Origin of the sequence: Paenibacillus sp. PCH8, from assembly GCF_002968835.1 — a bacterium.
GTDB lineage: Bacteria > Bacillota > Bacilli > Paenibacillales > Paenibacillaceae > Paenibacillus.
This window is the reverse complement of record NZ_PKQK01000001.1, coordinates 2,468,507-2,483,674: the sequence shown is the minus strand read 5'-3', so window position 1 is coordinate 2,483,674 and position 15,168 is coordinate 2,468,507. Positions and strand designations below refer to the sequence as shown.

Sequence of the window (15,168 nt, the reverse complement as noted above, 5' to 3'; positions counted from 1 at the left end):
TTACTAACGAAAAGACATCCGAAGCGGGCAAACCGCGCCGGACGTCTCGCTTAAAAAGTAACAAAAATTCGCCTTTAGGTCAATAGAGCATACGTGCAACATCCGTTGTGGTCCCTACTCGTCTATTCCAACTCTTTCCACAATCTTATCTTTGATAGACGGATTCTTGACAGGTTCACTCTGCTGTACCGCAATCGGCATAGATGTTTTGGACTTCGTGAGTCCCTTGATCAGTTGCTCTACATCGATGCCGGATACGCTTTTGAGCATCTCAGGAGCTGTCGCCATGAGCTCGGTAACATAGCTGCTAACACGCGTAGCACCTTCACCCTTACCCGTGTCAACAACGGTGAGTTTATCAATAGCCGAAATCGGCTCTGCAATTTTACCAGCAAGTTCAGGCAACATTTTGACGATGATATCGAGTACGGCCGCTTCGCCAAACTTCTGGAACGCTTCAGCCAGTTTTTCCTTCGCTTCTGCTTCTGCAAGTCCTTTCAGACGAATAACTTCTGAGTCCGCTGTACCTTTGGCAAGTTCAGCATCCGCCATAGCCTGACCTTCAAGTCGCTTCTGTTCCGCTGTTGCCTTGGCATGCGTTTCAATGGAGTACTGTACTGCATCGGCTTCGCGCATTCTTTTGGCTTTGTCCGCTTCGGCAGCCTGCTCCACTGCATAACGATCTGCTTCTGCCTTTTTCTTCACTTCTGCATCATATTGCTTCTCACGTACGATAATTTCTTTTGCCTGCAAGTCAATCTCACGTTCTTTACGAACGAGTTCAACCTTCATTTCCTCTTCCACTACGGTCTGTCTCGCACGCGCTTCATGGATATGGTACGCCTGATCGGCTTCCGCTTTTGCTGTATCTTGGTCCCGCTTAAACGTTGCTACTTTCAGTTCCTTCTCTTTGGCTGCCTCGGCGATATTGGTATCACGCAGCAACTCCGCCTTCTGACCCTGTTCTTCGGCATTGGCCTTCTGAATACGCGCATCACGCATCGCTTCTGCTTCAGCAATCTCGGCATCCCGCTTCACCGCGGCAATTCTCGGTTTACCGAGAGCATCCAGATAGCCCTGTTTGTCACGAACATCTTTGATGGTAAATGAAACGATTTGCAGACCCATTTTCTTCAAGTCTCGTGCAGCTACGCCTTGAACCTCTTGCGCGAACCGATCCCGGTTCCGATATACTTCTTCCACCGTCATCGTACCGAGGATGGCCCGCAAATGCCCCTCCAGCACCTCCTGTGCTTCGCTTCTCAGTGCTTCTACAGGTTTACCGATGAATTGTTCAGCTGCGGTAGCAACGTCCTCTACAGCGCCTCCAACCTTGATAATCGCGACACCGTCAGCGATAACCGGAACACCCTGTTCCGTGTACACTTCAGGAGTGGAGACATCCAGCTTGTGGGATAACAGTGAAATGAACTCAGATTGTTGGAATATCGGAAGAATGAATGCACCGCCACCACGAACAATTTTAATTTTGCGACCAGAATCATCATCGGAGATATTTTTGCTACCCAGGAATGTTCCTGTAACGATCATCGCTTCATCCGGTCCAACCGTTTTGTACCTCGCCCAGAAAGCCAAACCAAGAATCAGAATTACACCGACTACAACTATCGGAATCAACAATACATCCCAATTCAAATCTAAATTTCCCATTCCACATCTCTCCCCTTATTCATAAGTACTTATGTTGCTTCGAATTCCCTATAACTCTTTAAGTACATCCTCTTCCCATTCGGACACTCGCAATACACCGTCTACCACATCCACTACTACAACACGTGCTCCCGCCGCAATGGGGAAGTGTTCAAAACTGGATGCCGTTTGAATCGTACTGCCGGAAGCGAAACGGATCATCACTTCGCCAAAACCCTTTTCTGGCACCGGAATGGTAATTTCACCAATTTTCCCTGGTAACTCTTTCATCGAAAATGCAATCGAGACATCGCTGTTACGCATCGGTTTGATATATGCGAAGAATACCAGCATGGCTGCAGCAATACCTATAAGCAGGGATAATAGTAGACCTGACATTGCACTTACTGAACTATAACGCATCAACATAATACCTGCCCCACCAAAGGTTGTAATGGAACCAGCCAACACAACAGGTTTGAAAAAATCAAGACCCGGCAATTCAAAAGCTCCGTCCAACAAGCCGTCAATCAAGTCACCTAGCACAAGGCTGACAACCGCAAATACGGCTCCCCCGATTAGACACCCCCAATATAATGTCTCCATCCCCTGTCCTCCTCTCCTCTGCCGCAATTTCATCCTAACTGAGCATTCCACATGTAAATAAATACGTACCTAACGTCAAAATGTTTCAAAATCTTTCCTTAATTGTATTGAGGGTCCGATAATGGGTATTATCATCCTATTCTTTTCTTCTTACTTCAGAATTCTCCCTCGTTCATATGCTTATCCAGTCGAGACATGAAAAAACCGCAAGCCTATGAAGAGGCTTGCGGTTATCGAACATCAGGATGTCTACGTACTTATGATTCATTATTAATTTACAGAGAAGCTTTGTAAATGGATACAACATCTTCACGTTGCAGTTTCTTGAAGTTACCGAATGGGCCAAACAACATGGCTTTGTCTGCCATTACGTCGATCTGACTATCATCGATATCATAATCAGCCAAACGGTTTGGAGCGCCAATGGATGTCCAGAATTGGCTAAGCGCTTCAATACCTTCTTCAGCAACCTGTCTGTCCGACTTGCCTTCAGGATTCACTTCGAACACATGGATCGCCAGACGTTTGAATCGATCCACATTCACATCCAGATTATGTTTCATCCAGTGTGGGAACAAGATCGCGAGTCCACCACCATGTGGAATATCATATACTGCGGATACTGCGTGTTCGATATTGTGTGTTGCCCAGTCTCCTGCGAGACCCATGTTCAGAACGCCATTCAATGCCATTGTTCCACAATACAGAATCGTTTCGCGCAGTTCATAGTTCTCCAAATCTTCAACAAGACGAGGTGCTGTTTCCATTACGGTACGCAGAATCGTCTCACAGAAGCCGAGTTGAACCGGTGTATTGGCGTCCAGATGGAAGTAATGCTCCAGTACATGGGACATCATATCTACCATGCCGTATACCGTTTGGTCCAGTGGAACGGTGTACGTATTCACCGGATCGAGGATAGAGAATGCAGGGAAGGAATGTGCGCTGCCCCAGCCCAGTTTTTCTTGTGTTTCCTGATTCGTAATAACCGAACCGGAGTTCATCTCCGAACCAGTTGCTGCCATAGTCAATACGGTACCGAGTGGAAGAGCGTCTTGTGCAACGGCTTTGCGCTGAGCAAAATCCCACATATCGCCATCATACTTGGCACCTACAGCAATAGCTTTCGAGCAGTCGAGAACACTGCCGCCACCTACAGCGAGAACCAGGTCAATATTGTTGGTTTTACAGAGGTCTACGCCTTTATGCACAGTGGATAAACGCGGGTTAGGCTCCACGCCCGCCAGTTCAGTTACTTCTGCCCCAGCTTCCTTGAGCAATCCGATCACTTGATCATACAAACCGCTGCGTTTGATACTGCCGCCACCATATACAAGCAGAACCCGTTTACCGTATTTCGGCACTTCTGTTTTCAATGCTTCCAGTTGTCCTTTGCCAAAAATCAGCCGGGTAGGATTATAGAATTGGAAAGATCTCATATCTATTTGTCGCCTCCAATGGAGTTTAGAATTTGTAGTGCAACTCCAATTATAGTACCCCGTTTATATAAAAACAAATCTATAGTCACTCACTTTATAACAATCCGTTAATCTCTAAATGTGCCCGGAACATTTCGCTGGTGGAAGGTAAATCCTCTGACTCCGCCCATGTTTCTGTCGCCCACAACCCGGCCTGTTTGAATGCCCGTGGACAATGAATAAAGCACTCCTCCACATCCACAATGACAGCTGCACCAATGGTTTTACCACTCCAACCCATGCTTGCGATAAATTCCTCATCCTTCGTAATGGAGGCTGTACCATTGATACGCAACACTTCATTAAGACTCGGAATCAGGAAGAGCATGCCTACGCCTGGGCTTGATAACATGTTAATTAATGAATCAATCCGACGATTACCGGGACGTTCCGGATAGACAAGCCGGTAAGGATCTAATACTTTCACAAACCCTGCTCCATCACCCCGCGGGGATACATCGCTTTTACCATCCCGATCTGCCGTGGACAGGAAAAATAATGGTGACATGGACAGGAAGTTCTGAACATGTGAATCCACAAATGAGATTGCCTTGTTACGAACGTGTTCATGCGGTTCACCCACCATGTTCTGCAATTCTTCTGCATCTGTTATTAACGGAATACTGAGTGGCTGCTTTTCCAATGATTCGTCCCCGTTTCTTCATTTAATTACGATTCTATACACATATTCCCATTATACATGGGCCAGAAGGTCATTCCAATGTACGGATAGATAACAAAAGCACCCACTCATTAGTGAGAGGGCGCTCTTGGTTTGTTTAGATTATTTACTACAGTCTATGAACGAATAGAACTATTCAGTATATCCCATGCTGCTTACAAAACGACGGAAAGCCTGACGTCCAGCCTCATCATATTTGTAAACACCTGCATGCTCAAGAATTTCGGAGAATTTCAAGCCCACTTGCTGCTGCACAAGCGTAACTGCCGCTTCTTTAGTCAGGTTAAGACCGTAGTTTTCCTTCAATTCTTCTGCCCAGCGCAGATGTTTGTTCAAATCATGATCTGCAGCTTGTGCCGTTTCAGCAAGCTGGGTATCTCCTGCCAAAATATCAGCGATGCCATCCAGTTCTTCTTTCAAACGACCTGGCAAGATGGCAAGGCCCATGACTTCAATGAGTCCAATATTCTCTTTCTTCAGGTGGTGCATCTCACGATGCGGATGGAAAATCCCTTCGGGATGCTCATCATTCGTACGGTTGTTACGCAGTACGAGATCCATCTCATAACCACCGTCTGCACTGCGTCGAACGATTGGGGTTACGGTATTGTGCGGTACTTGCTCACCATCTACGTCACTGAACGCTTCGATATCCACAGAGGAATCACTGTAGACCTTCCACGCTTCGTATAGAGCGTTACCCGCTTCGAGCAGCTCTGCAGGATCGTGTGAGGCCAGACGCATCACGGACATGGGCCATTTTACAAGGCTCAGCGTCAGTCCAGGTGCATCCGCATGGCGGAAGACCGCTTCAGGCTGTGCATTTTGAATCGCGAACGTATGACGTCCACCTTGGAAGTGATCATGTGTCAGAATGGAACCGCCCACGATGGGCAGATCCGCGTTAGATCCAATAAAGTAATGCGGATACTCTCCAACAAAAGCAAGCAGCCTGCGCAGCGTATCCTTTGTCAGTTTCATCGGCACATGATCATGATGGAGTATAATACAGTGCTCGTTATAGTACACATAAGGCGAGTATTGGAACAACCAAGGCTCATTGTTAAGCTTCAGTGGAATAACACGCAGGTTTTGGCGGGCCGGGTGATTCACCCGACCAGCGTAACCTACATTTTCACGACACAACTGGCATTTTGGATATACCGGAGGTGGGAGCAATCTCGCCATCGCAATTTCCTTCGGACTTTTCTCCGGTTTCGACAGGTTGATGGTGATCTCCATATCTCCATAGGCTGTATCCTGTGTCCAGTAGACATTCTTCGAGACTCGATCCATCCGGATATAGTTGGAGTTAATCGACAAGTCATAGAATTGGGATGTAGCCGCCTCAATGCCTTCCATCTGCTCCGTGTGGCGGAATGCGCGCACCACTTCGGATGGGCGGGCCATCAATTGACCCATGATTTTGGCATCCAGCAAATCACGGAACGTGTCCGTATTTTCCGGTATGAGTCCAATCGTGAATCCATAATCAATTAACGTATCGAGCATCGACTGCGGGCCATCGGGTACGGTCGTGTCCAACTCTCCGGCATAAGGCTCCGAAAAACCGAACTGTTCCAACAGAAGGTTACGGCTATAATCCCAATCCGCTTCCTCGATTAATTGTTTTTGCAAGGCAAATGCAACCAGACGTTCAATGGCATGCAGTGCTTCCTGCTGCTCCGGTGTCCGCTCTGTGGCACCTGCTGCAAGTTGAGTCTGTGACATAAGGTGTTCGCCTCCTAGTTTTTTCCGTAGCCGTCAGGACGTGATTGGTGCCAGCTCCAAGCGCTTTGAATGACATCTTCCAGGTTGGTCCATTTTGGATTCCAGCCCAGGACGGATCTGGCTTTCGCAGATGAAGCCACCAGCACGGCCGGGTCACCCGCACGACGCGGTTCCTGCACAACAGGAATGTCGAGGCCTGTCACTTTCTTCGCTGTTTCGATCACTTGTTTAACCGAGAATCCTGTACCGTTACCCAGGTTAAACACATTGCTGTTCTCGCCTTTGCGAAGATAATCTACTGCACGCAGATGCGCATCAGCCAAGTCGCTCACGTGGATATAGTCACGGATACATGTTCCGTCTTCTGTTGCATAATCGTCACCGAACACCGCAATATGCGAACGTTGTTTCAATGCCGTTTGCAAAACAAGTGGAATCAGATGACTCTCAGGCTGGTGATCTTCACCGATTTTGCCGCTGTCATGTGCCCCGGCTGCGTTGAAGTAACGCAGGGAAACATATTTGATATCTTGAACCTTATCGAACCAGGACATCATACGCTCCATCATCAACTTCGTTTCGCCATACACATTCGTTGGCTCCGTACGATCACTCTCTTCGATTGGCACTTTCTCAGGCTCACCGTAGGTAGCTGCCGTAGAGGAGAAGACGATACGACGCACATTCGCTGCGTTCATTGCTTCCAGCAGGCACAATGTGCCAAATACGTTATTGTCATAGTATTTAACCGGATCTTTCATGCTCTCGCCTACGAGCGAGTTGGCTGCAAAGTGAATCACTGCATCAATTGAATTCTCAGCGAACAGCTTCGCCAGAATTTCTTTGTCACGAAGATCCCCTTCATACAACTTACCGCCGAGCAGCGCCTCACGATGCCCTGTCTGCAAGTTATCCAGTACGACAACCTCTTCCCCACGTTCCAACAAAGCCGCTACCGTATGCGAACCAATATATCCTGCTCCACCTGTCACCAAAATTGCCATTTTACTTCGCCTCCTTCAATTCTTTAACACCGTCGCCTACACCACATACATAGAAATCACCTTTGAGACGGGTACGTGCTTCATACGCTGCACCCACTTCACTTACGAAACGTTTGACATCATCTTCATGCACAAGCGATACGGTACAACCGCCAAATCCTGCGCCAGTCATCCGTGCACCGAGCGTACCTGGAATCCGCCGAGCCTCTTCAACCATGACATCCAGTTCATCACAGCTTACTTCGTACAAGTCGCGAAGCGATTCATGAGAAGCATTCATCAGCTTGCCGAAGGTTTCCAGGTCATTACCCTGTAATGCTTCGACCGATGCCAGCACACGTGCGTTCTCTTCCACAACATGCTGTGCACGCTGTCTGACTTTCTCATCCTTGATATGATCCTGTAACGTTACGAACTGCTCTGGCGTCAATTGAGCCAGGTAATTCAGTGCAGGCAGCTGTTCCTTCAGAATGGCAAGTGCCTGCTCGCATTGTGAACGACGTTCATTGTAAGCTGAATCCACCAGACCGCGGCGTTTGTTCGTGTTGCCGATAACCAGTTTGTACGCACCTGTACGGAAAGGAACCTTTTCATACTCGAGTGTGTCACACATCAGCAGGATCGCGTGATCTTTAGCTCCGTTAGCGACTGCGAACTGATCCATGATTCCACAGTTGACACCGACGAACTCATTCTCTGCCTTCTGGGACAGAAGCGCCAGTTGAACTGTATCAATATCCGACACGCCCTCCAGAGACTGAATCGCGAATCCGGTAAGTACCTCCAGAGATGCAGATGATGAAAGTCCTGCCCCGTTCGGAATCTCCCCGTGGTACAGAAAGTCGTACCCTTTCGTTACATTCACGCCTTTGCCCTGCAGTTCAACCATGACACCAACAGGATAGTCGGTCCATTCTCCTGTTTTCTCCTTGCCGATGGAGGAGGTATCCAGTATCCCTTCATAGGACATGTTCGTGGAAGCAAGCTGCAACTTGTCATCCTGACGCTCCCGAATGATCAATGTTGTCCCGAATTCGAGTGCTGCCGGAAGTACGTATCCTCCGTTGTAATCAATGTGCTCACCGATCAGATTCACACGACCCGGGGCATGGAACACACGGATGTCCGCTCCACTTACTCCGTACTTCTCAATAAACTTTTGTTTCAATTCAGTTAAGTTCACTACAGGTGCACCTCGCCTCTTTGTTGTGGTTTTCTTAATGTTATTATACAAGAGAGCGGTTCCCCTTGTAATGCAACCATGTGTGTTTCATATGGATAAATGTGACCTTAAAGCGTATAATGATCGAAGCATCCCGGAAAGAAGGAAATGCCCATGACAGACCAACCCAACACCAAGAAAGACTCTCTTGCATCTTCTGGAGAAAAAAATCAGCTATTACCTTCCGGTAAAAGCGGAGCACTCAGTTATTCGGTTGCCTCCAATCCTGTCTATTATGAACAAGGAGCACTGCATGTCCTGTTTGCCGGGGCAAGCCAGACCCTTCCGGGGCACGCCCTCGGACCGAAACTGTTTGATTATTATCTGCTGCATTATGTAGAAAAGGGGGCGGGTACGTTCCGTACCGAACTGCACACCTACGATTTGGCCGCTGGTGATTGTTTTCTCATTCATCCCGGGCAGCTGGTAAGCTACCAGTCTCATGCCCGCAATCCCTGGCAATACCGCTGGATCGCCTTCACCGGCAGCCAAGCTGCACAGCATGCCGAGGAAGCCGGATTCCGACCGGAGAAGTCCGTCTTTCATGTGGGACCGTCCTGTGGAATATCCGATTGGTTATCCATCATGCAAGATGCTTTTGCCGAGCGTAAAGAAAGCTCTCATTTCACATCACTGGGTACGTTATATATGATTCTAGCTGAAGCGCAGGATCACCTTTCGCAGGGACAAACCTTAATTCCGGGTGAATCCTCCATCCGTCGTACGGTGAAACAAATGATTCAATATATGTCCACCCAATATGCCTACCCTGTTTCCATTGAACAAATGTCTGCCAGTCTGGGCTATAACCGTGCATATCTATCCCGTATTTTCAAACAGGAAACCGGGCTTTCGCCCGTAACCTATCTGCTGAAATTACGCATCGACAAGTCACGTCAGTTACTACGGGAACGCCCAGATCTGTCCATTGAACAGGTATCCGCATCCGTCGGCATGCCAGACGCCCTGTATTTCTCCAAGCAGTTCAAGCGATTTCACGGGGAAGCCCCTAGCTTGTATCGAGAGAAAATACTGTCTCGCCCGCCACATCAGGGGTTGCAGAAGAACGCTCAACAAAACAAGCGATGAATGACATACCGGAACGACAAAAAAGGTGCATTCCGCCATTATGGCTAAGATGCACCTTTTCCACGTTATTTATGATCAGCAGACTCCGGTCGCAGAATGGACTCAATCCGTTCCAATTCCTCTGTAGAGAATTCCAGTTGGCTGAGTGCAGCCACATTCTCTTCAATCTGTGAAGGACGGCTCGCACCAATCAGCGCAGAAGTTACCCTGCCATTCCGCAGAACCCAGGAGAGTGCAAATTGCGCAAGACTCTGACCGCGTGCTGCTGCAACCTGGTTCAGCGCCCGCACTTTGCGGAGCGTCTCAGGAGAGATATTGTTCTCATTCAGGAACACGGACGGACCTTTGGCGCGTGAATCTTCCGGAATTCCATTCAGATATTTGTTGGTGAGTACGCCTTGTGCCAAGGGACAGAACGCGATACTGCCTGTTCCATACTCATCCAGCACATCTTGCAAACCATCTTCAATCCAGCGCTCCAGCAATGAGTATTTCGGTTGATGAATCAACAGCGGCGTACCGAGACTTTTCAGAATTTCAGCCGCCTGTCTCGTCTGGTCGGCGGGATAGTTGGAGATGCCTACATAGAGCGCTTTGCCAGAACGGACCATGTGGTCCAGTGCCATCATCGTCTCTTCCAGAGGCGTTTCGGGATCATAACGATGAGAATAGAAAATATCCACATAATCCAGGCCCATGCGCTTCAAGCTCTGATCCAGACTGGATACCAGATTTTTGCGTGAACCCCACTCCCCATACGGCCCTGGCCACATATAATATCCCGCTTTGGTGGAGATGACAAGTTCATCACGATAAGGTTTCAGATCCTGGGCCAGTACCTGTCCGAACAACTGCTCTGCCGAACCTGCCGGTGGGCCATAATTGTTGGCAAGGTCAAAATGTGTAATGCCCAAATCAAATGATCGGGTAATCATATTACGGCCGTTCTCTGCGTTATTAATACCACCAAAATTATGCCACAGCCCCAGTGAAATTGCAGGCAGTTTCAGCCCTGAACGTCCCACGCGGTTGTATTTCATCGTTTCATAGCGTGTATCGCTTGCTACGTAGACCATTATGAATCCCTTCTTTCCCAGGTTCCGCCCCTGTACCCCGTTCTATACAGAGGATGCGGTTAATTCAGTCCATTCGTTCAACCAAGAAGCTGGTCCACAATAGTCATTACCTCACCAATTGGCTCTGTAATCAGCAAATCAGCCCGACGGTCATAAGCGGTAGGTGTGGCGTTAAGCAGAACGGTATGTTTCCCCTGAAAATACGTAATTAACTGAGCTGCTGGATGTACAGTCAATGACGTGCCCCCCACAAGTAACAGATCTGCGGAAGACAGTGCATCAACGGAACGATACAGTGTCGTCTGATCCAGCTCTTCCTCGTAGAGCACCACATCCGGCTTAATCACACCGCCACATGCGGTACAACGCGGCACGGTGTCTTGGGATCGTATAATATCATCCAGCGCATAGAACTGCTTGCAGTCCATACACTCGTTACGATGAACCGATCCGTGAAGCTCCAAGACATTACTGCTACCAGCCTTCTGATGGAGTCCGTCAATATTTTGCGTAATGACAGCCTGAAGTTTTCCCTCCTGCTCCAGACGAGCGAGCAATCGATGACAGCCATTAGGCTCCGCATCCGGGTGAAGCATTTTGCCTCGATAAAAATCATAAAAAATATTGGCATGCTGATCAAAGAAATGACGGCTCAGCAATTCTTCCGGTGGATAAGGCGAGTGCTGTTCTGTCTGATACAGACCCGCAGCAGAGCGGAAGTCGGGAATCCCGCTTTCCGTTGAAGTCCCAGCCCCTCCAAAAAAAACAATACGGGAACTTTCCTGAATCCAGGCAGCCAGTTGTTCTGTTGCGTTCATCCTCTCTCCTCCTTTTATATACGATATCAATTGAACTAAAGAATATTTACAATGGCCACTCCGATGACAGAACAACCTTCCGATCGCTGTTATCCCTAGATTTTTTGATTTCTTTTATAAAGGGTAAATCCGGTGATAGCATATGCTCCCGATGTAGCTTTCTTTTAGAAAGCTTTTGGGCGAACACTCTGTTTCTTCAGGTTATTTCGTCCTCTCCGCTTCGTGTAATAATGCTTAGCTCATCATAATGACGAATAATGGCATGGGCATCAACCAGATGAGAACCCTCTTCTAATTGTGGACAATACCCGAGCGTATGAGACACCCCTGCATGCCGACCCATCTGCATATCCCCATTACTGTCTCCAATGACTACAGCCTCATGAGGATCAATATGTAATTCGCGGCAAGCCAGAAGAGCGGATTCCTCATTCGGTTTCCCCAAGGTAACCCGATCACAACCTACGATCGAGGTAAAGAAAGCGCGAATACCCATCCATTCGAGATGATCTTCTGCAGCTGCTGTACTATCGGAGGTGACGACCGCAAGGGATATGTTTGCTGCTCTGCAACGTTGCAAAAAGTTCAGCACTCCAGGCATCGGTTCAGCCAACTTCCGCTGTCTGACCTCTCGCATGGCTATACTTGAAAATCGGCGTATGGTTGTGATCGCTTCATTCCAAGGCATCCCTGCCACATACAGCTGCCCGGCAAGCCATCCCGTGCATTCATCAACAGTCGCAATCGCCAGCGGTCCTTGAGGATCGTACCCGATAATATGGCCTTCTTGATGATGAAGGGTGCCCAGAACATGTTCCTTTTTAATCGTATAAGAAGCTCCAAGTTCATTCATATGCGAACCAAGTTGTTCCAGTAGTGTTTCGGCCCACGGTCCCCATAACTGGAGGAAGTCCAGCAGTGTTCCGTCTTTGTCGAATAGAATGCCCTTGCATGTAACCTGTGTATCATTCACTTGAAGTACTGTCATCCATATCACCTCCGGTGATGGGTTTGCCACGGATCATCAATATCCTTAATCACGTCTTCATGATTGGATCAGTACCATTATTTAATGGTACTCAACCAGGATAGAACCGTTTTGACGGTCTGGTTCAGCTGTTCTTCTCCACTCACTTCCGGTTTACCATCCCCGTTCTGAGGGCCATAATCACCGAATTGTGCGTGGTTCCCACCTTCGATCGTGTAGTAAACCGTATCTGGCGGCAGGTACATCCGCCCGTTCTGATATTTGGTCATGTTTACTACCTCATCTTTGGCACCCAGAATGGATAGAGCAGGAATCCCCAGGGTTTGAACACTTCCCTTTTCATCCGGGTAGGATCCCAGGAAGAAAATACCATGAAGCGCATCAGGATGTGCAGCTGCATAACGTGCAGCCATGGATCCACCGAGAGAGTGTCCGCCCATGACGAATGATTCGTCCGGGTAAGCGGCCAGAATATCATCGGCCAGGTTTGGTTTCAGAACCGCCAGGTTGACTGGCATTTTGGCAATAATGGTATGATGGCCTGCAGCCGCCAGCTCATGAGCAAGGGGTGCGTAACTTTCAGGTTTGACCAGTCCGCCAGGATAGAAAAGCACACTCACTCCAGCCGGTTTATCCGGCACAAAATCAATCCAGTTCTCTTGCTCGCTCACGGTCACCTGATTCGATGTTTCCATGGCGGCTTGAGCGACCTCTTGTGGTCCGTATGGCGTGAACAATTTCCATGCAACAAATCCACTTCCAATGACAATGAGCGCCAGAAGAACGAGCAGGAATTTCCCGATGCCCCTCTTCTTGCGCCCTGTATTATACCGATTTCTCAACGTTAATCACCTTTCTTCACTTCCGCAGGTGCCGCGGCTTACAGGAGAGGGAGCCTAATTCCATCAGGCTCCCTCTCCGCATTCAAATGCTATTCAGCCTTGGCCTTGCGGTAAGCATCCATATATTGTTCTGCTCTGCGACGGACATGACTCAGGTCCCCCGTCTTCACAGCTTCCGATGTCAAGTCGGAGCCGATCCCTACGGCTACTGCTCCACCTTTAATCCAATCTCCCAGATTAGACAAAGATACCCCGCCGGTTGGCATAAAGTTCGCCTGTGGCATAGGACCCTTCATCGTTTTGATAATCGACGGATCATACAGGTTGCCCGGAAACAACTTCACAATGTCCACACCGAGTTCCAATGCACGCTGAACATCAGCGATCGTCATTACACCAGGCAAAATTGGAATTCGATACAAGTTGCAGATCTGAACGGTATCCGGGTTCAGGGAAGGTCCTACGACGAATTCGGCACCTGACATGATAGCCGCTCTCGCCGTTTGCGGTTCGAGCACCGTTCCCGCACCAATAATCGCGAATTTTTCTGGATCTTGCGTGTTCCAGTGGTATACACGGCTTAACTTTTCAATCGCTTTGAGCGCACTGGGTACAGTCATCGTAATCTCGATTACTTTGATGCCACCCGCAATCGCTTGCTCGGCCATGGCAATAACTTGATCAGCAGAATCCGCACGCAGAACCGCCACAACACCATTGTCCGTAATCTTTTGCAACAGCTGAAGTTTCTTCATTTCATTCTCTCCCTTGTCAAAGTGGTGGTTGCTTATACAAGCCTTACATTTATGAACGAAGATGAGACTTATGATTTCAGCAGCGACTAGCGCTCAACATGGGCAACGTTGTTCAGTTTGGCCTCGACCTGCCCCCACGTAGGGAGCGCCTCCCAATCGCCAACAGCCTGTATAACCATGGAACCGGTCAAGTTGCCGAGACGGGTTGCTTCCTGCGGAGAGTATCCTTTTAATATGCCAGATAAGAAGCCCGCACAGAATCCATCTCCTGCCCCTACCGTGTCCAGAACATGATCTGCCTTAAAATACGGAACTTCCGTTAGGGTACCATCCGCCAATACGTAGGTCAAATCAGGACCGCCCTTCACAATACAAACTGCATTCATGGCAGACAGGCGCTCAAGTACTTTTTGATCATTCTCCTCGTTATATAGAAGTTTCATCTCGTCCAGACCCGGCAAGAAATAGTCCGCCAGCTCAGCCAGACGCAGTAAAACGGGACGTGCCTGATCCGCTGACCATAGCTTGAGACGCAGATTTGGATCAAAGCTTACTTTCACACCTGCCTGTTTGGCAATATGTATGGCGGCTTCAACCGTGGAAAGTCCGGACTCGCTTATCGCTGCGGTGATGCCTGTCACGTGCAGAATCTTCGCTCTGGCAATATAATCAACGTCCAGATCTTCTGGCGTAATCGCACTTGCGGCGGATAGCTTCCTATAATAGTGTACCGAAGCTTTCCCGGAAGCGTTCTCACGAATCATTAGACCTGTAGGTTCTTGATCACTTAACCGTACTCGGGACACATCTACACCTTCGCCACGAATCGCTTTCAGAATCATGTTGCCAATCGGGTCATTGCCCAAGCGTCCAAACCACCCACTGGTATGTCCAAGCCGGGATACACCAATGGCCAGATTGCTCTCAGCCCCCCGAAAGACTTGTCCAGTGTGGCCGCGTATTCCAGCCCTCTCGTATCCTTGGCAGTCAGCAAACCCATACTTTCACCAAATGTAATAATCTCCGGGCTTGAATAGGGACTCGTTAACATCATTCCTTCCCTCCTTATAATTACACTTCCTCATCTTCTTTTACCATTGTCATCCTCTATGCAACCGTTGTCAATCCCGGAGCGTTCATTTTTTGTCACAGCTTTGAGAAAAGATAACGCTTACTGTTGTGAATTAAATCACAATAGATGAAGCACATCCATATTACCCTTAGTAC

The 15,168-nt window shown here is 48.5% G+C and carries 13 protein-coding genes and 1 pseudogene; 1 reads left to right on the top strand and 13 read right to left on the bottom strand.

Annotated features, from left to right (window positions below):
• Positions 1 to 114: 114 nt before the first annotated feature.
• From C0Q44_RS10755 to C0Q44_RS10725, 7 genes are all read right to left on the bottom strand, one after another.
• On the bottom strand, positions 115 to 1,671 hold the full coding sequence (locus C0Q44_RS10755) for a flotillin lipid rafts scaffold protein FloT (RefSeq protein ID WP_105407220.1): 1,557 nt from the start codon (positions 1,669 to 1,671) through the stop codon (positions 115 to 117).
• A 48-nt stretch (positions 1,672 to 1,719) separates the two neighbouring features.
• The gene (locus C0Q44_RS10750; RefSeq protein WP_105407219.1) at positions 1,720 to 2,256 is read right to left on the bottom strand and encodes an NfeD family membrane protein; all 537 of its coding nucleotides are present in this window, start codon (positions 2,254 to 2,256) and stop codon (positions 1,720 to 1,722) included.
• 275 nt (positions 2,257 to 2,531) lie between these two features.
• The gene (locus C0Q44_RS10745) at positions 2,532 to 3,695 is read right to left on the bottom strand and encodes an iron-containing alcohol dehydrogenase (protein ID WP_105407218.1); all 1,164 of its coding nucleotides are present in this window, start codon (positions 3,693 to 3,695) and stop codon (positions 2,532 to 2,534) included.
• A 94-nt stretch (positions 3,696 to 3,789) separates the two neighbouring features.
• Entirely contained in the window at positions 3,790 to 4,377 is a 588-nt protein-coding gene (locus C0Q44_RS10740; protein ID WP_258166236.1) for an MSMEG_1061 family FMN-dependent PPOX-type flavoprotein, read from the bottom strand.
• A 171-nt stretch (positions 4,378 to 4,548) separates the two neighbouring features.
• On the bottom strand, positions 4,549 to 6,147 hold the full coding sequence (locus tag C0Q44_RS10735) for a UDP-glucose--hexose-1-phosphate uridylyltransferase (RefSeq protein WP_105407217.1): 1,599 nt from the start codon (positions 6,145 to 6,147) through the stop codon (positions 4,549 to 4,551).
• A gap of 14 nt (positions 6,148 to 6,161) precedes the next feature.
• Entirely contained in the window at positions 6,162 to 7,151 is a 990-nt protein-coding gene (galE, locus tag C0Q44_RS10730; RefSeq protein WP_105407216.1) for a UDP-glucose 4-epimerase GalE, read from the bottom strand.
• A 1-nt stretch (position 7,152) separates the two neighbouring features.
• The gene (locus tag C0Q44_RS10725) at positions 7,153 to 8,334 is read right to left on the bottom strand and encodes a galactokinase (protein WP_105407680.1); all 1,182 of its coding nucleotides are present in this window, start codon (positions 8,332 to 8,334) and stop codon (positions 7,153 to 7,155) included.
• A gap of 153 nt (positions 8,335 to 8,487) precedes the next feature.
• On the opposite strand from C0Q44_RS10725, the gene C0Q44_RS10720 reads away from it, so the two are divergent.
• The gene (locus C0Q44_RS10720) at positions 8,488 to 9,462 is read left to right on the top strand and encodes an AraC family transcriptional regulator (RefSeq protein WP_105407215.1); all 975 of its coding nucleotides are present in this window, start codon (positions 8,488 to 8,490) and stop codon (positions 9,460 to 9,462) included.
• A gap of 65 nt (positions 9,463 to 9,527) precedes the next feature.
• Here C0Q44_RS10720 and mgrA read toward each other — a convergent pair whose 3' ends face one another.
• The 6 genes and pseudogenes from mgrA to C0Q44_RS10690 all read right to left on the bottom strand — a co-directional run bounded on the left by mgrA (position 9,528) and on the right by C0Q44_RS10690 (position 14,992).
• A complete protein-coding gene (mgrA, locus tag C0Q44_RS10715; RefSeq protein ID WP_105407214.1) occupies positions 9,528 to 10,538 on the bottom strand; it encodes an L-glyceraldehyde 3-phosphate reductase in 1,011 nt (336 codons plus the stop codon).
• 77 nt (positions 10,539 to 10,615) lie between these two features.
• Complete coding sequence (locus C0Q44_RS10710; protein ID WP_105407213.1) at positions 10,616 to 11,356, bottom strand: NAD-dependent protein deacylase; 741 nt, start codon at positions 11,354 to 11,356, stop codon at positions 10,616 to 10,618.
• 196 nt (positions 11,357 to 11,552) lie between these two features.
• Positions 11,553 to 12,344 (bottom strand): HAD family hydrolase, encoded by a 792-nt coding sequence (locus C0Q44_RS10705; protein ID WP_105407212.1) that lies wholly within the window; start codon positions 12,342 to 12,344, stop codon positions 11,553 to 11,555.
• Positions 12,345 to 12,421: 77 nt separating this feature from the next.
• Positions 12,422 to 13,186: an alpha/beta fold hydrolase gene (locus C0Q44_RS10700; RefSeq protein WP_105407211.1), complete on the bottom strand. Its 765-nt coding sequence runs from the start codon at positions 13,184 to 13,186 to the stop codon at positions 12,422 to 12,424.
• An 89-nt stretch (positions 13,187 to 13,275) separates the two neighbouring features.
• Positions 13,276 to 13,941 (bottom strand): bifunctional 2-keto-4-hydroxyglutarate aldolase/2-keto-3-deoxy-6-phosphogluconate aldolase, encoded by a 666-nt coding sequence (locus tag C0Q44_RS10695; protein ID WP_105407210.1) that lies wholly within the window; start codon positions 13,939 to 13,941, stop codon positions 13,276 to 13,278.
• A gap of 86 nt (positions 13,942 to 14,027) precedes the next feature.
• A pseudogene (locus C0Q44_RS10690) lies at positions 14,028 to 14,992 on the bottom strand (sugar kinase).
• Between the last annotated feature and the right edge of the window lie 176 nt (positions 14,993 to 15,168).

Coding starts and splice junctions, on each gene's coding strand:
- C0Q44_RS10695 (WP_105407210.1), bottom strand. CDS start 13,941: ATGAAGAAACTTCAGCTGTTGCAAAAGATTACGGACAATGGTGTTGTG.
- mgrA (WP_105407214.1), bottom strand. CDS start 10,538: ATGGTCTACGTAGCAAGCGATACACGCTATGAAACGATGAAATACAAC.
- C0Q44_RS10745 (WP_105407218.1), bottom strand. CDS start 3,695: ATGAGATCTTTCCAATTCTATAATCCTACCCGGCTGATTTTTGGCAAA.
- C0Q44_RS10750 (WP_105407219.1), bottom strand. CDS start 2,256: ATGGAGACATTATATTGGGGGTGTCTAATCGGGGGAGCCGTATTTGCG.
- C0Q44_RS10735 (WP_105407217.1), bottom strand. CDS start 6,147: ATGTCACAGACTCAACTTGCAGCAGGTGCCACAGAGCGGACACCGGAG.
- C0Q44_RS10710 (WP_105407213.1), bottom strand. CDS start 11,356: ATGAACGCAACAGAACAACTGGCTGCCTGGATTCAGGAAAGTTCCCGT.
- C0Q44_RS10755 (WP_105407220.1), bottom strand. CDS start 1,671: ATGGGAAATTTAGATTTGAATTGGGATGTATTGTTGATTCCGATAGTT.
- C0Q44_RS10705 (WP_105407212.1), bottom strand. CDS start 12,344: ATGACAGTACTTCAAGTGAATGATACACAGGTTACATGCAAGGGCATT.
- galE (WP_105407216.1), bottom strand. CDS start 7,151: ATGGCAATTTTGGTGACAGGTGGAGCAGGATATATTGGTTCGCATACG.
- C0Q44_RS10720 (WP_105407215.1), top strand. CDS start 8,488: ATGACAGACCAACCCAACACCAAGAAAGACTCTCTTGCATCTTCTGGA.